This window comes from Acinetobacter sp. ABJ_C5_2 (assembly GCF_044538485.1).
Taxonomy (GTDB): Bacteria; Pseudomonadota; Gammaproteobacteria; order Pseudomonadales; family Moraxellaceae; genus Acinetobacter; species Acinetobacter nosocomialis_A.
Genome location: NZ_JBIUCS010000001.1, coordinates 28,518 through 51,613, shown reverse-complemented (window position 1 = coordinate 51,613; position 23,096 = coordinate 28,518). Strand labels below are relative to the sequence as shown.

Genomic DNA, 23,096 nt, shown 5'->3' with positions numbered 1-23,096 from the left:
AAATTCCAATCCAAATCAATCGAAATGATGTCATTATATACGTTGATTTGATAAAAACTGTCTAAATAATATGATTTCATTTATAATATTTTTGTCTTTTTTATTTGTTGTTCCCTCCTTACCTTACTGCTATAGATGACTAGACCAGATTCAAAAAGCATGAACTATCAATTACTCAAAACATTTAGCCGACTACCTATTCAATTTGGGCGCTCTATTGCTCGTCTATTGGCTGGTCTTGTAAATACTTTAAAAATTACTAAAACCTCAAAAAGTATAGAACTTAACTTAAGGATTGCTCTACCCCACTTAACACCACAACAACGTATAGCAATTACAGAAAAGGCTATACGTAATGAATTAACCTCATATTTTGAATTTTTAAGTATTTGGGGTTCATCGAACCAAGAAAATATTTCTCGTATTCATCGTATAGAAGGCGAACAATACTTTCATGATGCTTTAGCAGCGAAGAAAGGTGTTGTACTCATTGTTCCTCATTTTGGTACATGGGAAGTAATGAATGCATGGTGTGCCCAGTTCACATCAATGACTATTTTATATAAACCAGTCAAAAATGATGATGCTGACCGTTTTGTACGAGAAGCTCGCAGCCGTGAACAGGCGAATCTCGTCCCAACCGATGAAACTGGCGTAAGACAAATTTTTAAAGCACTCAAACAAGGTGAAACTACAGTAATTTTGCCAGATCATACTCCGAATGTAGGTGGAGATATGGTGAATTACTTTGGTGTTCCACTTGCTTCAAGTAATTTAAGTGCCAAGCTCATCCAAAAAACTAAAGCGAAAGCTTTATTTCTGTATGCGATCCGTAATGAAAATGACGGGTTTACCATGCATATTGAACCTATGGATGAGAAAATCTATGAAGGCTCTGCTGACGATGGCACTTATGTCATCCATCAAGCAATTGAGCAGCTCATTCATAAATATCCAGAACACTACCACTGGAGCTATAAACGCTTTAAAGCAAACCCAGCTTTAGATAATGTTTATAATGTTGACCCTTCAGAAGCGATTAAAACTGTGAATAGACTCAAAGCTGAAGCTTTAGAGAACTCTACGCAACCAGATCCGCTCAAAACGTCGGTCGTGTAAAACCATTTTGTGATTTTCCAGAACAAAACTTAACTCCCCTTGCTCTAGTGTACTTTTAAGTGGGATATGAAGGGCTTTTAAACGATTGAGAACCTCTTGGCTAGGATGGCCATAACGGTTATCAAACCCTGCCGATGCAATTGCCAGTTTTGGTTGTAGGGTTGCAAGAAAATCATAAGCCGAACTGTGTTTGCTTCCATGATGCCCTAATACCAAAACATCTACTTTTAAGCTTGGATAGTCTTTTAACAGCTCGTATTCTGCTTCCCAGCCTGCATCCCCCATAATCAAAAAATTTTGATAACCACTGACTCCTTTGAAATGAAGATATACCACACAGGAATATTGATTCTGTTGAGAAGGTACAAAAACTAAATCTTTTTCTTTAGGCCATAAAACTTGAATGTCTAACTCAGGATATTGCCATTGTTGACCTTGATAGCAATATTGAAATGACTGCTTAAGAGTATTTGAAGATTGCTCATTTGAGAGAACCTGCTTTACAGGAATCTCCTGCTGAATGGCAGGAAAAGCCCCACTATGATCTTGGTCAAGATGAGACAATACAACACGATCTAATTGTTTTACACCTTGTTGGCGTAAAAATGGGACTACAACATTTTGACCGATACTGAATTTCTTTTCATCGTAAGAGCCACCTGTATCAATTAGCCAGTTTTGTTCAGGATGTTCTAAGAAAATAGCCTGCCCCTGTCCAACATCTAAAATATGAAGCTGAATTTGCTGGTTCGTTTTATTCACTACAATTAGGGGTAAACAACAGAGTAATCCCCATGTTTTTGGGAAAACGCCTTTAGGCAAAAATAAAATAAGGATACCTAAACTAACTGCAAATAGAGCCAGTGGCGTCAAGCTTATACCCTGTAATGGTAAAGAGAGTTTTTCTAATAAGTCCAAACAACTCAGTAAGATACTGAGTAAAATATCATTGAAATGAAAAAGCATATTTCCAAATGGTTTTACTACAAACCATGCGCAAGCAGCCATGATATTTAAAGGGACAATAACACCACCAATAATAGGCACAGCAATAATATTGGTTAATGGAGCAACCCAAGAAATTTGTTGAAAGAACAGTAAGGTTAAAGGACTCAATGCAATAAATATTTTGCCTTGAGACTCAATTAACACCTTACTCATAAAAATCAGTTTTGAACTCAGACTTAAAAAATGTTGCTCAGGTAATTGCACTATAGTTTGGTAAATTCTTAATAAAATAAAGCATGCCCCATAAGACAGCCAAAAACCTGCAGAAAGGACACTAAACGGGTCCATTAGCAACAGTAGACTTGCGCTATATACCAGTAATGCAAATGGTTTAAGGGGTTGTTTTAATACTAGGAAAGAAATAAATATAAAGACTGACAACAATGTCCGTAGTGCAGGAATTTCAAACCCCACAAAAGCTGTATAAATTAAAACACCGAAGCAGCATGGCACAGCCATCAAAACCTGTTTCGGTTTCCATAAATAAATTTGAGGGTAATAACGACAAATGAGTTGATGACATACCCAAGACAACATAATGGCAAAAATAAGTACATGTGGACCCGAAATCGCCAATAAGTGAGCAATTCCTAATTGTTTAAATTGTAGTTGAGTTTCATCTGATAAAAGACTTTCATCACCAGTCAGCAAAGCTAAAAGTAGGCCCTTTTGCTGTAATGAAGAATTGTGTAATAGGTGCCTAAAAGTTAAGCGAAGCTTTTCTATATTTAAATGAAATCTATTAAAAAAGGACTGCTGTTCTCTTAAATGCTGTTGATATCCCAATCGATATATTTCATCAAGGCTTAAAGGCTCAATATGCTGAACAATAAAACCAGACATGATATTTCTCTGAATAAACCACTTTTCCTGATCAAAAGCTCCTGCTGTGGCATAACTATGCACAGGTTTTGTTTTTCCAGATAGTCGATAGTAATGGCCTAATTCAAGTTCTAGATTGCCCTTCAACACCCCCTGATTATTATTTTTCAAATACAATAGCCAATTTACTGGTTCTTTTGATAAGTTTAATACTTGTGCAGTTTGTTGAACTTTATTGTCTTTTTCTTCACTGATTTGCTTTATATAAACAATAATATCGAGATTCTTTGAATCCGTTTCTCTTTGTTCTAAACGCTCAATCAGTGCTTTCTCGGCATATTGATAACCGACAATAAACAGACTTGTTGTACATAACAGGCAATAAATAGCCTTTAAAAGTGGTCGGCCAACGAATACTGAGCGTCTAAAAAAATAAAAAATAAAGCCAAATAAAAGTAGAACCTTAGCTACTTCTCCATATTGCATGATTAAAGTTAAATGAATACCCATTAATGCAATACCAACCATCCACCCCAATAGAATAATTTTAAACATTCAAAATCTTGTCATTATCATTTTAGGGGCAAAATTAAAGCCCAACTGAGTGGGCTTTAACAATGTGATTTAATGACAATTTTTTAAGAACCATTCACCCACAAACCATCTTCCATATGCAAGATAGAGTCTGCTGCTTGAGCTAATTGCTCATCATGGGTCACAATAAGCATTGCCATGTTTAGTTCTTTCTTCAAGTCAGTAAGTAACTCGAAAATACCTACAGCTGTTTTACGGTCCAAATTACCCGTTGGTTCATCAGCTAAAACGACCGCAGGCTTAGTCACCAATGCTCGAGCAAGAGCCACACGTTGACGTTCACCACCTGAAAGCTCACCTGGTTTATGGTCCATACGGTGAGATAGCCCAACGCGATCTAGCAAATATTCAGCTTGTGCCTTGACCGACTTATATTGGCTGTCTGATCGAAGCATTAAAGGCATCGCTACATTTTCAAGCGCACTAAATTCTGGCAATAAGTGGTGGAACTGATAAACGAAACCTAAATACTGGTTACGTTGAAAACCACGTTCCGCTTCACCCAAATTATCAAAGCGCTGACCATTTAAAAATACTTGTCCTTGTGTAGGCTGATCTAAGCCACCAAGTACGTGTAACAAAGTACTTTTACCTGAACCACTCGCGCCCACAATAGATACAAACTGCCCTGCTTCAACCTGTAAAGAAAGACCTTTAATGACTTCAACCTTAGATTTACCGTCATCAAAATGCTTATAAATATCTTTTGCTTCTAAAACGACTTTACTCATAACGCAATGCCTCGGCAGGTTGAACTTTGGCTGCACGAAGCGCCGGATAAATAGTTGCCAAGAAACTTAAGAGTAAAGAAACAATTACGATAATTGTGACGTCTTGCCATCTTAAGTAAGAAGGTAAGTAATGTACAAAATAGGCATCGAACAAATTAAGTCCGAGCACATTATTAAACCAAGAAATAATATCGCTGATCGTAAGTGCCAAAACTACACCTAAAACCGTACCCGCAACTGTACCAATCACACCAATCACAGTACCTTGTACCATAAAGATTTTAGTAATCATGGATGGTGACGCGCCTAAGGTACGCAAAATTGCAATGTCGGATTTTTTGTCGGTTACAACCATGACCAAAGACGAGACAATGTTAAATGCAGCAACCACAATAATCAGTACGAGTAATAAACCAACTAATGTTTTTTCCATTTGAATGGCATTAAACAAATTACCGTGTGTATAGGTCCAGTTCGTTGCGTAGAAATTGCTTGGTAAGCTTTTCACAATATCATCGGCAACTTGAGGAGCAGCAAAGATATCATCCATTTTCAAACGGACGCCTTGAGCACCATCAGGTAAACGCAATAAAGTCGATGCATCATATAAAGCAATGTACCCAACCATTGAGTCCACTTCAGCACCTACGCTGAAAATACCAACCAGTTTAAAGCGCTTAAAACGAGGTACAACACCTGCTGGAGATGGAGTTGCTTCAGGTAATACCAATGTCACGCTGTCATTTAGACGTAAACCAAGTGAATCGGCCATGTCTTTACCAAGCACGATACCAAATTCACCCTTTTTAAGTGAGTCGAGGCTACCGGCAACAATATGATTTTGAATGATAGAGACATTCTTTTCATATTTAGGGTCAATACCCGTTACCATAATACCAGCCACTTGCCCTTGAGCAGTTAACATACCTTGCAATTGGGTAAAAGGTGCAACTCCAGTCACATGGGGATGATTTTCAACTCGTTTAACCAGCTCAGGCCAATCCGTAAGAATTTGCGTCGATGAAACTGTCGCTTGCGGTACCATTCCCAAAACACGATTTTTCAATTCGCGGTCAAAACCGTTCATTACAGAAAGTACCGTAATCAGTACAGCGACACCAAGTGTCAAACCGACCATCGAAACCAATGCAATAAAAGAAATAAAATGATTACTGCGTCGTGCGCGAGTATATCTCAACCCTATATACAGTGAGATTGGTTTAAACATACCTTCTAAATCCAAGGTGATTGATGGAAAATAGAGAAGTGTGATCTACACTTCTTATTTGGCCATATCGTTAGATGCTGTATTAAGGTTTAAAAATCAGTAAGTTCTGACCTATCCTTAACAATCCTAATATTATATTGCTGCGCTATTTTCTACTACTTAAGATATGAGATCAATTTGATCATGCATTTAGCTACGAATTAGAACAATTTAATGAATAAGCTCAACAAATTACCCTTATCTTCTCCTATTTAGATTTAATATGTTGAGCAAAATTACGGTTTGCCTGAATGTCTTTATAAAAATAAAGGAATAGACCAAACAAGATAATAAATGCCCCTACAAAAACCATTATTGAAAGGTGCTCATGGTTTAAAACAGCACCAATCACCATAGCTAACATAGGCGTAATCACAGTTGTAAGTGATAAAGTAGTTGCTTTGATATTTTGTACAAGCTTGAAATAACAGAACATGGCAACGAGTGAAGCCATCAGAACTGTATAAATTAAAGCAAATAAAGATTTAGCTTGCGGTAAGTGGCTCGGTGCATATTGCCAAATAAACGGAATAAGACAGCTCGCCAAAAGTGAAGAAACCAAAATTGAACCTGTTGCCTGAGCCATGGGCTGAACTTGGGCATTCACTTTTTTTACCCAAAAAATAGAAAATGAATAAACAAAAACACTGATCAACATTAAAACAATGCCAAATGGATGCACATGCTGACCAGATCCATTTAAGCAAATGATTGCTAGGCCACAAACAGCAATCGCCATACCAAGCCATTGTAGTTTATAAAGATGCTGACCAAACCCGAAACGACCAATTAAACCAGCCATAATAGGTGCCAGACCAAACATCAAAGCGATCATGCCTGAACTTAAATATTGGGTCGCAGCATAGGTAAAAATTTGAGAGCCAATTAAGCTAAAGGACCCTGCAAAATAACTATGGAGAGCTTGTTTATGAATGGGAAAAGACGTTTTTAGAACAAGTAAAACAATAACCGAAAGAGGTAAAGCAATATAAAAACGTAAGAGTAAGGCCCACATGACATGTAAGTCAGACACGCTCCACACAATGGCTAAAGGTGTCGTTGCCCAAATAAATACAAGCAAGACGTAAGTTGAAGCCAAGTTGGTCTGGGATGGCATAAGAGGCTCACTAAGCTGTTTTACGTTTTTGCTTTAAAATTGTTTGATCGAGCGCACTCGAAAATTCACGTTTATCACGTTCTGAAATTGGAGGTGGGCCACCCGTCTGGACTCCTGCACCGCGGAGCGTATCCATAAAGTCACGTAAGTGCAAACGAGCCTTAACATTTGCAGTGGTATAAATTTCACCACGTGGATGAATCGCAATACCGCCCTTTTCAATAACTTGAGCAGCAAGCGGAATATCTTGCGTAATGACAATGTCATTTTCAGACATACGATCTACAATTTCCTGATCGGCCTGATCGGCTCCACTTAAAACCTGTATTGATTTAATACGTACCGACGGGGTAATTCCGACATTTTGATTGGCTACAAAAATCACTTCCAACTGATAACGATCTGAAGCTCGTAAAATGACTTCACGCAAAATTTTAGGTAATGCATCTGCGTCTACCCACAGCTTAAATGGCAGCACGTTATTCTCTATTTCCACTAAAAATCTAAGTCTAACAGATGCATTTCACTAGAGAATAGCGCTAAATATAAAACTTGTTTTCTAAATTTAATTTTAACAATACCTTAACAGTCGGTCATATTCGCTTTTAAAAATGAGTAATTTTCCCCATTAAAGGGCTTTTTAATAAGTAAATATGTGCTTTTACAAGAGAATTTACATATGTTGACTTGAAAAATAGCAATTACCCTCGATTTAATATAACAAGTGAGATAAACCCAACATCAATCGTACTTATGAAAAATCAAAACAGTCCAGAAGTTATTACGGTAAACGACCAAAATTTTGGTAGTCATGGAGAGCATTGGAATCTACTGACCTCCCATCCAGAGACAGATGTACCAAAATGGCTTGGACTGGCGCTTGATGCTCCTGTAATGCCAATGGGTTTATGCCAAAATGAAGATGAAATGGATCAATCTTTCTGGCTGATTCAAGGTCCTCAAGGGCAAAATGTCACTATTAACCAAATTATTGCGGTTGAAAATCAAAAACCTCGTGCTTTAAAAACAGCATTTCCTAGTTTTGAAAGTCCTTATCAATATAATGCACAAATTGAGCGCATCATTACTTGTGACTCAGCAACTCAGGCAGTATTAAGTTTAAGATTAAATAAAAATACGACTGTTTATGCATTTGATAATTTATTTAGTGTTAATCGTTGTCAATATGACAAAACCCAAACTTACCAAGTTCAATTTAATGCATGGGCTTATGAATTAGAATCGGTCCCTGCTGGTGAAACAATTGTTGTAGATGATCCAGCATCAATTAAGCATCACCGTGCACTAAATGCAATTTTAACTGAACATAATGGAATTGCACCTGAAAACCTACAAGAACTCATTAATGAGTGGCAACCAAAAACTGAGGAAGATCAAGAGCCTGTAACGGTTGATTTTTCAAAAATGGTTGCATATTTATATGGTGAAAATCTTGGACAAGAAGACGAAGCTTGGTTCCAAGGTAATATTGTCGGTAAAACTTCAATGACATTTATGGGTGCAGAATATACTCTTTATGATGTCACTTTAGTTTTGGAAGATGATCTTCCTGCCATATTAGTGCGCATTGCGACCCAAAATGATTTGTACAAAAACTTTAATATTGGTGAATATATTCGCGGTAATATCTGGATTCAGGCGAATATTTATGCTAAAAATAGTGAAACTAATTGAATTTCACTAATATTTTAAAAATTAGGCTATTGAATGAAGATTATACCTGAACAAACCACCAGCCTCATTCAAACTAGTAACCCACGTATAAGGGTCGATACTGGTGCGTTTTGCTTTTTTGTTTTAGGTATGTTCTTAGCCGCAATGATGATCCATCAATTTGGTTTTGTCCCTTTTTAATGAATAAATTGCACAATAAATAAAGCCCTCTTTCGAGGGCTTTATTATTTGATTTACTTAACCATTACGTTTAGCAAAATCATCCATAAAGCGGATAAGCGCTTGAACGCCTTCTAATGGAACTGCGTTATAAATACTTGCACGCATACCACCTACTGAGCGGTGGCCTGCCAAGTTCAATAAATGATTTTCTTCAGCTTCTTTCAAGAATTGCTTTTCTAAAGCTTCATCTGCCAAAGTGAATGGTACATTCATAATTGAACGGTTTGGAATAGCAATCGGGTTATTATAAAAATCGCTTGAATCGATATAACCATAAAGTAACTGAGCTTTTTCAAGGTTAACTTTATGAATAGCGTCTACCCCACCCTGCTCTAGTAACCATTCAAATACCAAACCAGACAAATACCAAGCATAAGTCGATGGTGTATTTACCATAGAACCATTTTTCGCTTGGTCACCATATTTTAAAATACTTGGAATTTCTGGCTTAGGTTGATCAAGTAAATCATCACGAATAATAACGATTGTTAAACCAGCAGGACCAATATTTTTTTGTGCACCAGCATAGATTAAACCAAACTTGGTCACATCTAGTGGAGCAGATAAAATACTTGATGAATAGTCACAAACAAGCGGTGCTTTAACATCAGGAATACCTGCAAACTGTAATCCGCCAATTGTTTCATTATCTGCATAATGAACATAAGCAGCATTATCAGATAAGTTCCATTCGCTTTGATTAGAAATTGCGAACTTACCATCTACTTTAATGCCTGCTTCTACAGCATTAATGTCACCATAGCGTTTTGCTTCTTTTAACGCTTTTTCAGACCAAATTCCTGTATGGATATAATCTGCTTTGTTATTTTTACCAAGCAGGTTTAAAGGAATTGCTGAAAATTGTAATGACGCGCCACCTTGTAAAAACAGCACTTTATAGTTTTCAGGAATATTCATAAGCTTACGCAAGTCTGCTTCAGCTTTTTCGGCTACCGCAACATAGTCAGCACTACGGTGACTCATTTCCATGATGGATAGACCTTTACCTTGCCAATCCAACAATTCTTGTTGAGCTTTTTCTAAAACGGCAGTAGGTAATGCAGCAGGACCAGCACAGAAATTGTACGCGCGCATGATTTTTCCCTTGTAAAGTGAAACACAATAAAAAAAGGCATTTAACCACAGATTGCTTAAGCTTGCAGCAGCTTCTCTAGTAAATATTTCAATGCTAGGGCGTATTTAGGTTTATTTTTTCAATAACTATTTTATTTATTTGTTTGCTTTCACTTATTTTTTTATAAGTTTTACTAAATAAAGTTCAACTTGACTTGTGAATAGAGTTTCCCATACTGTGCTGAATATATAAAAACTTGCTGTATGATTTTCCATCACGCAAAATAAACTCAAAATCATTTTGTGCTTTTATACAATTGTATAATAAACAATATGATAATTGAATTTAATAACAAGAAATTTAAACTATAAGGGATGATCAAAAATTGTTATATAAAATGCCAACACATCAGTATCGACAGTCAATACGCCCTTTTTTCTTTAAACCCAATTACCTTGCGTTGGTATTGGGAGTATTTATTGCAACGCCTATTTATGCACAAAGCTTAAGTTATGCTGAAGCAGAACAACAAGCTTTAAAAAGCTCATATAGCACTCAAGCCAACCAAGCCTTACAACAAGCCTCTCAATTAGAAGCTGAAGCAGTTAAAGGGTTAGGGTTACCCAGAGTTGATTTAAACGTTAGAGCATACGCATTTCACAGTGAAACCGATGTGCCACTGGGTGCTTTTAAACAAAAGCTTGAGAATGATTTAAGCCAAGGGCTCAATGATAAACTTTCACAGTGGAACAATGTCATTCCATCAGATGTTTTGGGACAAGTTCAGGAAGGTTCAAACCAAATCATCCATGACGGTATAAATCGTTTTCCAGACTACGCCAATTTAACTGTAGAAGATCAGGTCGTACGCCCGTCTATTTCGGTTGTCATGCCACTCTACACAGGGGGCTTAACCACTAGTGCAAAAAAGATAGCCAATATTCAGGCCCAGCGCTCTCAGCTTTCAAGCCAACAACAACAAGATATCCAGCGGTTTGAAGTGGTACAAAGTTATTTTAATGTGCAATTACAACAACAACTGGTCGCGAGTAGTTTATTTAACTTTAATGCAATGCAAAAACATTACAGCAATGCGTTAAAGCTCGAACAGCAAGGTTTTATTAGTAAAGGACAACGCATGCAATTTGAAGTTGCCCGTAATAATGCAGAGCGAACTTTACAAAATGCACAAGCAAATCTGAATGCCAGTCAATTTAGCTTAAACAATCTTCTGCATCAGCAAAGTAATCCTGATTTAAGTACGCCTCTGTTTGTAAATACAGTTCGTAGCCAATCTTTAGAAGCATTGCTAAGTAGTTACGCTCAAAAATCGAGCCTTGTGCAAAAAATGCAGTTAGATACTCAATTGGCTAATACAAATATTCAAGCTCAACAAGCAGCAAAAAAACCGAGTCTTTTCGCTTTTGGTGAGTATTCACTAGATGAGAAGGAAAACTGGATTGTAGGTGTAATGGCAAAGTACAACCTGTTTTCGGGTGTAGATAAAAATAAAAATATTCATGCTGCCGAGTTAAAACGCTATGCTTCAGAACTCATGACTGAACGAACGAAACAAGAAATTGAAGGATTATTAAATAAGTCATATAACGAGCTCAATTCCGCACAGCAAAGTCACACGCTATTGCAAAGAAATATCAGTGCAGCTCAAGAAAACTTACGTATTCAAGAACTTTCTTTCCGTGAAGGTATGGGAACAGCCACCCAAGTCATTGATGCACAAAATGCATTAAGTGCTCTAAAAACAGAAATGGCTTTAAATGCATATAAATATGTCATGTCACTTGCAACCTTATTGCAAAGCCATGGTTCTATGGACCAGTTTAAAGCTTATGTGACTCAACCACACACTGACTATATCCGTTAATAGGGGCATAAAATGAATCAAGAATCATCTTCTTCTCAGCAAGATTCACCTGTTACGGATACAGAGCAAACAGGTCAAGATCAACCGAGTAATCAAACTGACAGTACTCAAGAAGTAAAGTCGAATAAAAGTGATACACAACCACCTAAAAATTCGAAAATTAAACTAGTTATTGGTGTGGTCATTATTGCTTTGTTGGGTTTGATTAGTTTCGGTTTGTGGAAAAGCTATCAACCCAAGCCTATTGAATTACAAGGCAGAGTTGAGGCTGAAACTATTCACGTCAGTACTAAAGTTCCAAGTCGTATTGAAGAAATTTATGTTCAAGAAGGCCAAAAAGTTTCTAAAGGACAACCCCTTGTTCGTTTAGTCAGCCCAGAAATTGAAGCTAAAAAGCAACAAGCTTTAGCAACCTTACAATCCGCTTTAGCATTTCAATCGACTGTAGACCGAGGCTCCCAACAAGAAAATATCGATACTCTTTATGCCAATTGGCAAAGTACGAAAGCTCAAGCAAACCTTGCAAAAACCACTTATCAACGTGGTGAAAACTTATATAGACAAGGTGTCATTTCACGTCAAAGACGAGATGAGATGTTAGCAGCACAAACTTCTGCTCAAGAGTTAAGTGAAGCATCTTATCAACAATATGCACGAGCAAAGCGTGGAAGTACCAGCCAACAAAAATCTACGGCAGATGCTCAAGTTGATATTGCCAAAGCAGCAGTCAGCGAAGCCCAAGCACTTGAAGCAGAAACCCGTTTACTCGCTCCTATTTCGGGTAAAGTTTCCAAAACTTATGGTAAGCCTTCCGAACTGGTTGCGATGGGTGTACCCGTTGTTAGCATTTTAGAAGATGATGATTTGTGGGTGAGCTTAAATGTCGGTGAAAACCAATATGCTTCTCTTTATAAAAACAAAACGCTAGAAGGATTCATTCCTGCATTAAATCAAACCGTGATATTTAAAATAAAAAATATTGATGCAGAAGGTGAATTTGCCACGATTAAAACCACTCGTCAGACTGGCGGTTATGATATTCGTAGCTTTAAATTACATCTGGTGCCTGAGCGTCCTGTCAAAGACTTAAAGGTTGGCATGAGTGTTCTATTTAAAATTAAAGAAGAAAAATAAAGCATGCTTGCCAGTATATTACGTGAACTAAACTATCTAAGAAGCAATAAATGGGATTTGTGCATGGTGACACTCATCCCTGCTTTTATCATTTTTTTGTTTAGCAGCATGTTTTATGCAGGTAAGGCTGAACATTTACCTATCGCAATTATTGATCAGGACCAGAGTGAACTGAGCCGTAATATTGAAAAATATCTTTCGTTAAATCATACGGTAGATGTTAAAACAATTACTGCAAGCGCAACCGAAGCTGAGAAACTACTCAATGAAACCAAAATTTGGGGCTATGTTTTTATTCCAGACGGCGCTGAAAAACGTTTTGTAAAAGCTCAAGATGCTCAAATCAGTATCGCATTTAACCAATCGTTCTTTAGCGTAGGAAATACGATTTCCTCTGCCATGTTGGTCAGTACACTCAATGCTTTAGCAGACTATGCAGGCCAGAGTTATTTAGCAAATAATATCCCCTATTTAGATGTTCCTACAGCGCACGTCAAAATTTCAACGCTTTATAACCCAAGCATGAGTTATGAATTTTATTTAGAACCTTTCATGGTTCCTGCTGTTTTGCATCTATTACTCTGTTGTTGTGTGGCATTTGCCATTGGACAAGAACTTAAACGCGGCACATTAACCCAGTGGGTAAACCGTGAAAATTTTATTCGCGGCTTACTGGCTAAAAATTTGCTATATAGCTTTATTTTTTGCCTCTGGACTTGGTTATGGATGTTTTGGCTCGTTGAGATTCGCGGTTGGTTTGTCGCAGGTTCTCTTAGTTTCTTATTAGTTGCCCAGTTCTTACTTTATTTTGCTTATGCACTCATTAGTAGCACCGTCATTCTGGCGACCAAAAATTTAAGTAAAACTTTTGGTTTTATTGCGGTATACGGCGGGTCTTCTTTAAGTTTTGCAGGGGTTACCCTGCCTTTAAATAATGCACCAATTTTCACTAAATTTTGGTCTTTAATTATTCCATATACACCTTATGCAAAGCTCCAAACCGAACAATGGGTGATTGGAAGTCCACTTTTTATTTCAGTGATTCCTTTTTTAATACTGATTGGCTACTGCCTTATTTATTTCATTTTGAGTTCCCTGCTGCTTAACAAATTAGTTCGGGGGACAGCACAATGAAAGAATTCTTAAAGGCTTACGGACAAACATTTAAAGATATTGTTAGTAACAGTTCGGTTTTCACGACACTGATTTTATCAGTCATTCTTTATAGCTTTTTTTATCCAACTGCCTATAAAGCTGAACGTGCCGAATCAATTCCAATTGTCATTGTTGATGAAGAACAGAGTCTTTTAAGCTCTCAAATTATTGGACAAACAAGCAATAGTCCGCACGTTAAAATTGTTGATGTCACTGCTAATTTTCTCGAAGCCGAACAAATGGTTCGCGAGCAAAAAGCAGATGGTATTTTGCTTTTACCCAACAACTTAACACAGAGTCTACGCCGCGGGGAAACTGGTGGAATTGGCTTATACTTAAGTACAACCAACTTTTTAAAAACTAAAGAAATTGGGTTAGGTCTTGCTACATCTATTGAGGCCACATTAAAAGAATATGTTGAAAAATTTGGAGAGCGTACACATTTCCAACCAGCGCTTTCTATTCATCAGGTTCCTTTATTTAACCCCCTTTCAGGTTATGGAAGCTATATTTTTCCAGCAGTTGCAACACTCATTATTCATCAAACGATTGTATTAGGCTTAGCCATGCTGATTGCAAGCTACCGCGAAAAGCATGAAAAAATTACCTCCATTCGCTTTGCTGGAATTTTTGCCAGCCTCTTTACGATTGGTTGTTTAAGCAGTTTTTACCTTTTTGGTTTTACCTTGTGGTTCAACGACTATCCACATGGTGGTAATTTTATTGGTTTACTCGTCGCGGTTCCAATTTTTATTAGTTGTGTGATTGGATTAGGCATGTTGATTGGCTCACTTTTAGACATGCCTGAACGTGCCGGACATATCATTGTATTTAGTTCAGTTCCGCTTTTCTTATTAACCGGTACCGCATGGCCCCACCATGCCATGCCTGAATGGTTACAATGGTTTGCTTGGTGCTTACCCTCTACACACGGTGTACAAATGTTTGTACAGCTTAATCAAATGGGTGTTCCTTTAAATGTTGTGATTCCTAAATTGATTTTTCTTGCAACAATTGGAATCATTTTTTTAATTATTGCCCATTCACGTTTAAAAAATTCCAAGTAAATTTAAGGCTACATGAATGTGTATAAATTATATTTTTATTTACTATAAAATCTTATAGTTAAAGCTTATTTCTTAAATAATTGACCAAATATTTATAAAAAAATAAATAAATTCAAAGTATTAATTTGTATCAATTGTCATGAAACCTTAAGAAAACTTTAAGTTGAAATTAAGAAATTTTCTCCATAGTAATTAGTATAGTTTTTCAGCAGCTAAGCAGAATAGTTCTGCAATCCTGCCCTATGGTGGAATTTGGATATGCCAAAAGTGTGTTATTGCGCAGATGACTTTGCAATGAATGCAGAAATATCTGATGCAATTATTCATTTAATTGAACAAGGTGCACTTCAAGCAACCTCATGTATGACCCAATCTGAACTATGGGAAACTGCTGCTGCCAAATTAAAACCCTTTAGCGATCAAGTTGATATCGGTTTGCATTTAAATCTTACCCATGCTTTCGCTTCAGGTAATACTGTTTTTTCCTTACCCATGCTGATTTTACGTGCATGGTCCTCAAGCCTGAATCGTGAATCAATTACCCAATGTATTGAAGAACAATGGGATTTATTCGTTTCAGTCATGGGAAAACACCCAGATTTTATTGATGGACATCAACATATTCATCAATTTCCATTCATACGCGATATTTTGCTGCAATTGTTAAAAGAGAAAAAATTTACGGGTTGGATTCGAAATTTACAGCACCCGATAGATTTACCTCACTATCGTTTTAAGACTCGCGTGCTATCTGCACTGGGTTCTAATTCTTTAGCAAAAGCATGTCAAACATATCATTTTAATCAAAATGACCAATTTGCCGGTATCTATGATTTTAAGCAAACTGACTATGGCGAACTGAACCAGTATTGGCTTGCAAATGCAAAAGACCATTTACTGATTATGTGCCATCCAGCGCTTGCAGAATCAAATGATCAAGATCCGATTCAACATGCCCGAATACAAGAATATGAATATTTCAGTTCGGATCAGTTTCAACTTGATTGTCAGCAATATGGTATCCAGCTCACTAGACTAGGGGCAATGCAATGAACACAAAACCATTTTTATCCTGCGTTGTTCCAGCCTATAACGAAGCAGAAAATTTAAAAACTTTTATTCCTGCTTTAGCAAATAGTCTAAAACAGCAAAATCTTAGCTTTGAAATTATTGTGGTAGATGATGGGAGTAAAGACGACACCATTCCTATTCTACAAACAATGATTGATGATTACCCATTGGTTGTGCTTGAACTTTCACGCAACTTTGGTAAAGAAGCAGCGTTAAGTGCTGGGTTAGATCATGTGACAGGTGAAGTTGCCCTACTGATTGATGCTGATTTTCAACATCCATTTGAAGCAATTCCAACCATGATTAACCTTTGGAAAAATGGTTATGACATGGTGTATGGTATTCGCAATCGTACCACCGAGTCTTGGCTTAAACGTGTTTTAACCCAAGGTTACTATCGTATATTAAACTTAAGCTCTCCGATCGATATTCCAGAAAGCGCGGGCGACTTCCGTCTACTAGATGCAAAAGTTGTTGAAGCAATTAAACAATTGCCAGAAAAAAACCGCTATATGAAAGGACTTTATGCTTGGGTTGGTTTTAAAAGTATAGGCGTTAATTTTTCTGAACAAGAACGTCAGCACGGCCGTTCTAGCTTCAACGTAAAATCTCTATTTAACTTGGCTATGTCAGGTTTAACTGGGTTTTCAGATTTACCTTTACGCATCTGTATTTATTTAGGTGCAATCCTAGCTTTAGGTGCTATGGGTTACGGCGTATGGATCATCATTAAAACGTTGATTGAAGGAATTTCTGTTCCAGGTTGGGCAACACTTGCAGCGGGTATGACTTTACTTGGTGGTATACAGTTGTTGTTTCTGGGTATTGTTGGTGAATATGTTGGCCGTATTTACGCGGAAGTAAAAAACAGACCAAAATATATTGTTGCATCTGAACATTCTCGTATTAAACAAGAAAAATCTATCACAAAGCCGGAAAATACTTTCTCAAGTTTCTAACATGTTTGCTCATATTCTTCAGCTCACGCGGTTTGCCACTACTGGGGCCGCAGCAGCACTTACTCACTATAGTGTAGCCATGCTTCTTTTTCAGAAGCATGTTGCACTGCAATATGCCAATTTACTTGCATTTTTAGTCGCCTATTGGGTGAGCTATTTCGGGCATCGCATTTTTACGTTTAAAGCACAGCATCTTGATCATCGTCAGACTCTACCAAAATTCACATTGGTTGCAGGCTTAGGTTTTTTATTTAATGAAAGTTTTCTTTTACTCTCAAACCTCTATTTTAACGTCCCTGTTTCAACCTTAGTGTGTATTGCAATTGTTCTGACTTCTGTCGTGACTTTTTTGCTTAACCGTTTTTTTGCATTTCAACATTAAGGATTGTGTATGCAGCAATGGCTTCGTAATTCCAAATTTTTATTATTTTTTTTACCGTGTTGGTTACTTCTTCTTTCCTGGATAAGACCTCTATCTGTACCTGACGAAGGCCGCTATGGAGATATTAGCCGAGCTATGGTCGAATCTGGAGATTGGTTAACTCCACGAATCGATGGTTTGCCATTCATGCATAAACCTCCACTACTACACTGGTTAAGTTCTATGTTTATGGAACTTTTTGGTGTACATGTCTGGGTGTTACGGTTAGTACCTGTTTTAGCTGGTACCCTCATGTTAGTGGGTCTATTCTTATTTGTAAAAAAACATATTTCGGAAGGCGTAGCACAGCTTACGGTTATTATTTTAGCGACCAACCTGCTTTTTTTTGGTAGTAGCCAGTATATTAACCATGACTTATTAGTAGCATCGGGGATTACATTAAGCGTTTTATGCTTTGCTGATTTCACCATTTCTGCACGAAAACCTATTTTATTTTTAGGTTATGTCGCTGGTGCAGCCGCCTTTCTAAGTAAAGGTCTTATTGGTGTTCTCATTCCAGGTATGATCCTGTTGCCGTGGTTACTCTACACAAAACAATGGAAAAAAATACCTTCTCTTCTCAATCCATTGGCTATCTTGCTATTCTTACTTATTGTTAGCCCATGGTTGTACGCAGTACAAAGCAAATATCCTCAATTTTTACATTATTTCTTTATTGACCAACAATTTAGTCGATTCAGTTCAAAAGAATTTAATAATAAGCAACCGTGGTGCTTCTATCTGCTTATTTTGTTTGTCGGTTCTTTACCTTGGTTTTTTGCAAGTAGATTTGAGTCTATTAAGTCCGTCTTTAAAGATTATAAGCAATCGGGTGTATTTGCCTTGCTTGTATGGTGGTTTATTTCTGTTACGGTTTTCTTCTCTATTCCACCTTCTAAACTAGCGGGCTATATTTTACCTGCTGTACCACCCCTTACTATTTTCTTGGCACTTGTGATAAATAAGGTTCTTGAAAGCAGTTATAAAACCAAATTACAGGTATGGGGTACTCCTGTATTTATTATGATTCTTGGGATTGGTATTGTGGCCACCCCACATTTTCTACGTGCGAATCAACCATTTTTTCAACATCAAGCCATATTCATTTACACCATTGGTACACTGTTAATTGTGCTTCCACTGGTTTTAGTATGCTTATATAAAAAGCAGAAAGTGAGCTATTTAAACTATATTTTTATGAGTTTAATTGTTCTATGTAGTTCGGTTCCTTTTGCTGTTCGTATTTTAGATACTAAAAACAATGTGGGCCAAACAGATTTTGCTGAGTACATCACCCCATCTACAAAAATAGTTTTCTACAATTACTATTTTTATGATGTACCTTTCCTTTTACAGCTTAAACAGCCTGTTTATATTGTCAATGAATGGGACAGTATTCACTCTGATAGCGCTTCTTTAGAAATTAAAGATGGCTTGTTATTTGAGCCACAACTTAAAAAGTATTTGTGGAGCGAACAGCAGCTCAAAGATGCTCTAGTTCAAAAGCAAGATTTGATTGTGGTAAGCCAACCTAATAATTTTGCAACTAAAGATCCATCAGTAAAAACTTTGCATTACCGAAACTATGATGTGTTTATTTTCCATTCAGCAAAATAAATAAATCAGAAATAAAAAAGGAAGCCTAAGCTTCCTTTTTTATTTTAAAACGTTTTACTCTTCAGAAGTATCTTCATTATTAGATACAACTTCTTCGCTATCGGTTTCAGTCGTATCTACTTCGCCTTCAAGAAGTTCTTCTTCATCTTCTACAGCTTCAATTGAAACTACGCCTACAAGAGTTTCTTCTTCGCTTAAACGGATGAGACGAACACCTTGAGCATTACGACCTGTCATTGCAACTTCTGCTGCACGCGTACGAACAAGCGTACCACCATCAGAAATCAGCAATAACTCTTTAGTTTCATCAATAGAAACTGCACCAACTAGCTCACCGTTACGTTCACTTGTTTTAATTGCAATAACGCCCTTACCACCACGTTTCTTGGTTGGGAAGTCATTTACAGGAGTACGTTTACCATAACCGTTGGCACTCGCACACAGTACTTCACCAGTCTCTGGTACAACGACAAGCGATACGATGCGACTTACTAGACTTGAATCTGCTGAATCATCATTGTCATCTGATTCATCGTTTTCAACTTCTACATCTTCTTCGCTTAAAGTACTGCTTGCAAAGCTCACGCGCATACCACGTACACCTTTCGCTGTACGACCCATTGCACGTACGTCAGTTTCAGCAAAACGAATTGCTTTACCTTCGTTAGAGAACAACATGATTTGCTGATTACCATCAGTAATCGCAACACCAATTAGGGTATCTTCTTCATTCAGTTCAATAGCACGTAAACCATTTGAACGAATGTTTGCAAACTGTTCTAACTCAACACGCTTAACCGTACCAGAAGCTGTCGCCATAAACACATAGTGGTTTTCTGGGAACTCTGTTAAAGGCAAGATAGCAGTGACTGTTTCTGTTGCATCTAAAGGTAACAAGTTCACGATTGGACGGCCTTTTGCCCCACGTGATGCTTGAGGAACCTCAAATACTTTCAGACGGTACACTTTACCCACGTTGGTAAAGCAAAGTACAGTCGCGTGGTTCGATGCCACAATCAGATGTTGAATAAAGTCATCATCTTTCATAGAGGTTGCAGACTTACCACGTCCACCACGGCGCTGTGCCTGATAGTCTGAAAGTGGTTGAGTTTTTGCATAACCCGTTTGCGAAACAGTTAATACCACTTGTTCTTCTGGAATTAAATCTTCACGGCAGAAATCGACACGAGATTCAACAATTTCAGTACGACGTGCATCGCCATATTGTTGTAATACTTGTGCTAACTCTTCACGAATCACACCCATCAACAAGTTGAAGTCGTTTAGAATGGCTGTAAGTTCAGCAATTTGACCCAAAATTTCAGTATATTCTGCGTGTAACTTATCTTGTTCTAGACCTGTTAAACGGTGTAAACGTAATTCTAAAATTGCGCCTACTTGTGTCGGAGATAGACGGTAAATTGAATCGCTTAAACCAAATGGACGATTTGGATCTTCACCTTCAATTTCATCTGGACGAACAGAAATAGCACCTGCTTTTTCAAGTAATGAAATAACACCACCACCTGCCCACTCACCAGCAAGTAAACGCTCACGCGCTTCAGCAGGGTTAGCAGAAGTTTTGATGGTTTCAATAATTTCATCAATATTTGCTAAGGCAACTGTCAAACCTTCTAAGATATGACCACGTTCACGTGCTTTACGTAATTCGAACATGGTACGGCGTGTCACAACTTCTTGGCGGTGACGAATAAATGCCGCAATAATATCTTTCAGATTCATCAATTTTGGCTGTCCGTTGTCTAGACAAACCATGTTGATGCTGAATGAGTTTTCAAGCTGGGTATTTAAGAATAAGTTATTTACAACGACTTCTGCGTTTTCACCGCGTTTTAAGTCAATTGCAATACGCATACCGTCTTTGTCAGACTCATCACGAAGCTCTGAAATACCTTCAAGTTTTTTCTCTTTAACTAACTCAGCAATACGTTCAATTACTCTTGCTTTGTTTACTTGATATGGAATTTCAGTAAAGACGATAGTCGTACGACCTGTCTTTTCATCTTCTTCGAAATGGTATTTACCGCGAATGTGTAAACGACCTTTACCAGTACGGTAGGCATCAACAATACCTGATTTACCGTAAATAATACCGCCTGTAGGGAAGTCAGGACCGGTAATGTATTCCATCAATCCTTCAATTGAAATATTCGGATTATCAGCATAAGCCAAACATGCATTCACAACTTCTGTCATGTTGTGTGGTGCCATGTTGGTTGCCATACCTACAGCAATACCCGCAGCACCGTTAATTAACAAGTTTGGAACACGTGTCGGAAGTACCTGAGGAATACGTTCCGAACCATCGTAGTTATCTTCCCAGTCAACTGTGTCTTTTTCTAAATCTGCAAGAAGCTCATGTGCCAGCTTAGTCATACGGACTTCGGTATAACGCATCGCCGCGGCACTATCACCATCGATCGAACCGAAGTTACCCTGACCATCAACCAATAAATAACGTAAGCTAAAGTCTTGTGCCATACGAACAATGGTTTCATAAACAGCTGAGTCACCATGCGGGTGATATTTACCGATTACGTCCCCAACGACACGAGCAGATTTCTTGTAGGCTTTGTTATAGTCATTGCCCAATTCGTGCATGGCATAAAGCACACGACGGTGAACAGGTTTAAGACCGTCTCTCACATCCGGCAATGCACGAGATACGATTACACTCATTGCGTAATCTAAATATGAATGCTTGAGTTCGTCCTCAATGGCAATCGGTCGGATTTCCGATACGCTCATGCATACTCCTTCTTACAGATAGATATTTCTATCCGTTTATATGTCTTGATCTTGCAAAAAATTTAGTTCCGGAAAGTGAACTAAAATCGAAAAAAATATAGCTGTATACTATAGCATAAATTGCTCGATAACTGGGAGTTTAGCGATCTGAAAATAGCATTTTTTTACAATAAAAATTCTATTAGAATTAATAAGTTAAAATTATAGGTTTCTACTTTTAAATGTATTCATTAAAACTCAATTATTCGACCAAAATATAAACAGCATGAAAGTGCTCTTTTTAGAACACATTTCATGTATTTAAAGAATCTAACTTTTCGTCTTAGCTCAACTTAGCACTATTTGAGTTAAAGATTCCGAGTTCATTTTTAAAGCTAATTATGCTTTTTGAAGAATCAATTTACAGGGCGATATTGAGCCGGTATCCATTGGTATCCTGTTGAGCTTTTACCAATGTGTCCAATGCCAGGAAAAGCGATATGTGCTGCCCCTATCCACCAATGGTTTTTATAGGCTTGCTCAAAGATATCTTTACGGACAGATATAGCTAGTTTCGAGTCAGTATCGGGCTTATAGCTTGCTTCAGGATAAGGAAACTGTACCGCACCGTAGTGCACAACATCACCTAGACCTAAGAACTTTTGTCCGTTTTGTCCATCTACTAAGTATGAAGAATGACCTTCCGTATGACCATGAGTCACGATGAGTTGAACATTCGGTACATTAAAAGAGGATTTGGTAAACGCAACTAACTGCCCTGCCTTTTGGTATGGCTGTAATGCATCACGCGTCATTTTAAATATTGGTTTAAAAAAATCAGTGGCTTTTGCTTCATTAACAGGCGATGTCCAAAAATCTACATCTTCTTTAGCTAGATAAACTTTCGCATTTGGATAAGCCATTTTGCCATCGAGTGTAATACCGCATAAGTGATCGGGATGGGCATGTGTAATTAAAATCGTATCTATTTGTTCAGGCTGTACGCCTGCTTTCTTCAAGTTTTCACGTACATGACCTAAAGTTGGGCCAAAACATTTTGCAGTCCCTGCATCAATCAAAATATTTTGCGTAGGCGTTTGCACAAGATAGGCAGAAAAATCCGTGACAATTTGATTATGCTCGTCTACAGGAACAAAGTTTTCTGCAAACAGTCGATTGGCTTTTTCAGCAGAAATACCCAGTAAATCACTACGAGGCAGTCCCAGTTCCCCATCAAACAATGCCGTTACTTTAAGGTTTCCTATTGGTTGTAAAAAATAACCATCAACCTGATGCACGGTTGGGTTTTGTTCTGCATGTATAACTGTACTGGCACTCAGCAGTAATAATATCGCAAGTGATTTTAATGATTTCATCATAGAGTCCTTG

Annotated in this window: 19 protein-coding genes and 1 pseudogene; 12 read left to right on the top strand and 8 right to left on the bottom strand. The window is 37.6% G+C overall.

Annotated features, from left to right (window positions below; all coding sequences use genetic code 11):
• The first annotated feature begins 135 nt into the window (after positions 1-135).
• Positions 136-1,119 carry a lysophospholipid acyltransferase family protein gene (locus ACH8JV_RS00240; RefSeq protein ID WP_311069445.1) on the top strand — a complete coding sequence of 328 codons (984 nt, stop codon included), beginning with the start codon at positions 136-138 and terminating at the stop codon, positions 1,117-1,119.
• On the opposite strand, the gene ACH8JV_RS00235 is transcribed toward ACH8JV_RS00240, so the two are convergent.
• The 3 genes from ACH8JV_RS00235 to ACH8JV_RS00225 form a co-directional block, all read right to left on the bottom strand.
• Positions 1,072-3,504 carry a DNA internalization-related competence protein ComEC/Rec2 gene (locus ACH8JV_RS00235; protein ID WP_396519094.1) on the bottom strand — a complete coding sequence of 811 codons (2,433 nt, stop codon included), beginning with the start codon at positions 3,502-3,504 and terminating at the stop codon, positions 1,072-1,074. The genes ACH8JV_RS00240 and ACH8JV_RS00235 overlap by 48 nt on opposite strands.
• A gap of 83 nt (positions 3,505-3,587) precedes the next feature.
• On the bottom strand, positions 3,588-4,274 hold the full coding sequence (gene lolD, locus ACH8JV_RS00230; protein WP_311086768.1) for a lipoprotein-releasing ABC transporter ATP-binding protein LolD: 687 nt from the start codon (positions 4,272-4,274) through the stop codon (positions 3,588-3,590).
• On the bottom strand, positions 4,267-5,502 hold the full coding sequence (locus ACH8JV_RS00225; protein ID WP_263614392.1) for a lipoprotein-releasing ABC transporter permease subunit: 1,236 nt from the start codon (positions 5,500-5,502) through the stop codon (positions 4,267-4,269). Before ACH8JV_RS00225 ends, lolD begins: the two co-directional genes overlap by 8 nt.
• Before the next feature lie 137 nt (positions 5,503-5,639).
• Between ACH8JV_RS00225 and ACH8JV_RS00220 the strand changes: the two are divergent.
• A pseudogene (locus tag ACH8JV_RS00220) lies at positions 5,640-5,720 on the top strand (PilZ domain-containing protein); the annotation flags it as partial.
• Positions 5,721-5,749: 29 nt separating this feature from the next.
• Here ACH8JV_RS00220 and ACH8JV_RS00215 read toward each other — a convergent pair.
• Positions 5,750-6,658 carry a DMT family transporter gene (locus ACH8JV_RS00215; RefSeq protein ID WP_396519092.1) on the bottom strand — a complete coding sequence of 303 codons (909 nt, stop codon included), beginning with the start codon at positions 6,656-6,658 and terminating at the stop codon, positions 5,750-5,752.
• 10 nt (positions 6,659-6,668) lie between these two features.
• Positions 6,669-7,154 (bottom strand): YaiI/YqxD family protein, encoded by a 486-nt coding sequence (locus ACH8JV_RS00210; RefSeq protein WP_079377047.1) that lies wholly within the window; start codon positions 7,152-7,154, stop codon positions 6,669-6,671.
• A gap of 257 nt (positions 7,155-7,411) precedes the next feature.
• Here ACH8JV_RS00210 and ACH8JV_RS00205 point away from each other — a divergent pair, with 257 nt between their 5' ends.
• Together ACH8JV_RS00205 and ACH8JV_RS00200 are read left to right on the top strand one after the other, a co-directional pair.
• Positions 7,412-8,353 (top strand): hypothetical protein, encoded by a 942-nt coding sequence (locus tag ACH8JV_RS00205; RefSeq protein WP_304456461.1) that lies wholly within the window; start codon positions 7,412-7,414, stop codon positions 8,351-8,353.
• A gap of 33 nt (positions 8,354-8,386) precedes the next feature.
• On the top strand, positions 8,387-8,533 hold the full coding sequence (locus tag ACH8JV_RS00200) for a hypothetical protein (RefSeq protein WP_019457296.1): 147 nt from the start codon (positions 8,387-8,389) through the stop codon (positions 8,531-8,533).
• Between the two features lie 57 nt (positions 8,534-8,590).
• Here the strand turns inward: ACH8JV_RS00200 and serC are convergent, their stop codons facing one another.
• The gene (serC, locus tag ACH8JV_RS00195; protein ID WP_396519090.1) at positions 8,591-9,670 is read right to left on the bottom strand and encodes a 3-phosphoserine/phosphohydroxythreonine transaminase; all 1,080 of its coding nucleotides are present in this window, start codon (positions 9,668-9,670) and stop codon (positions 8,591-8,593) included.
• Between the two features lie 377 nt (positions 9,671-10,047).
• On the opposite strand from serC, the gene ACH8JV_RS00190 reads away from it, so the two are divergent.
• From ACH8JV_RS00190 to ACH8JV_RS00155, 8 genes are all read left to right on the top strand, one after another.
• Positions 10,048-11,535 (top strand): TolC family protein, encoded by a 1,488-nt coding sequence (locus tag ACH8JV_RS00190; protein WP_263614397.1) that lies wholly within the window; start codon positions 10,048-10,050, stop codon positions 11,533-11,535.
• A gap of 12 nt (positions 11,536-11,547) precedes the next feature.
• Entirely contained in the window at positions 11,548-12,669 is a 1,122-nt protein-coding gene (locus ACH8JV_RS00185; RefSeq protein ID WP_396519088.1) for an HlyD family secretion protein, read from the top strand.
• 3 nt (positions 12,670-12,672) lie between these two features.
• Positions 12,673-13,803, top strand: coding sequence for an ABC transporter permease (locus ACH8JV_RS00180; RefSeq protein ID WP_396519086.1), 1,131 nt, complete (start codon positions 12,673-12,675; stop codon positions 13,801-13,803).
• Entirely contained in the window at positions 13,800-14,891 is a 1,092-nt protein-coding gene (locus ACH8JV_RS00175; protein WP_396519084.1) for an ABC transporter permease, read from the top strand. Before ACH8JV_RS00180 ends, ACH8JV_RS00175 begins: the two co-directional genes overlap by 4 nt.
• A 258-nt stretch (positions 14,892-15,149) precedes the next feature.
• Positions 15,150-15,944: a ChbG/HpnK family deacetylase gene (locus ACH8JV_RS00170; protein WP_263614401.1), complete on the top strand. Its 795-nt coding sequence runs from the start codon at positions 15,150-15,152 to the stop codon at positions 15,942-15,944.
• The gene (locus ACH8JV_RS00165) at positions 15,941-16,921 is read left to right on the top strand and encodes a glycosyltransferase family 2 protein (RefSeq protein WP_396519082.1); all 981 of its coding nucleotides are present in this window, start codon (positions 15,941-15,943) and stop codon (positions 16,919-16,921) included. The genes ACH8JV_RS00170 and ACH8JV_RS00165 overlap by 4 nt, the downstream gene beginning before the upstream one ends.
• A gap of 1 nt (position 16,922) precedes the next feature.
• The gene (locus tag ACH8JV_RS00160; RefSeq protein WP_331422147.1) at positions 16,923-17,303 is read left to right on the top strand and encodes a GtrA family protein; all 381 of its coding nucleotides are present in this window, start codon (positions 16,923-16,925) and stop codon (positions 17,301-17,303) included.
• Between the two features lie 9 nt (positions 17,304-17,312).
• Positions 17,313-18,959: an ArnT family glycosyltransferase gene (locus tag ACH8JV_RS00155; protein ID WP_396519080.1), complete on the top strand. Its 1,647-nt coding sequence runs from the start codon at positions 17,313-17,315 to the stop codon at positions 18,957-18,959.
• 54 nt (positions 18,960-19,013) lie between these two features.
• Here the strand turns inward: ACH8JV_RS00155 and gyrA are convergent, their stop codons facing one another.
• The gene (gene gyrA, locus ACH8JV_RS00150; protein ID WP_396519078.1) at positions 19,014-21,728 is read right to left on the bottom strand and encodes a DNA gyrase subunit A; all 2,715 of its coding nucleotides are present in this window, start codon (positions 21,726-21,728) and stop codon (positions 19,014-19,016) included.
• A gap of 395 nt (positions 21,729-22,123) precedes the next feature.
• Positions 22,124-23,083, bottom strand: coding sequence for an MBL fold metallo-hydrolase (locus ACH8JV_RS00145; RefSeq protein WP_396519076.1), 960 nt, complete (start codon positions 23,081-23,083; stop codon positions 22,124-22,126).
• Positions 23,084-23,096 lie beyond the last annotated feature (13 nt).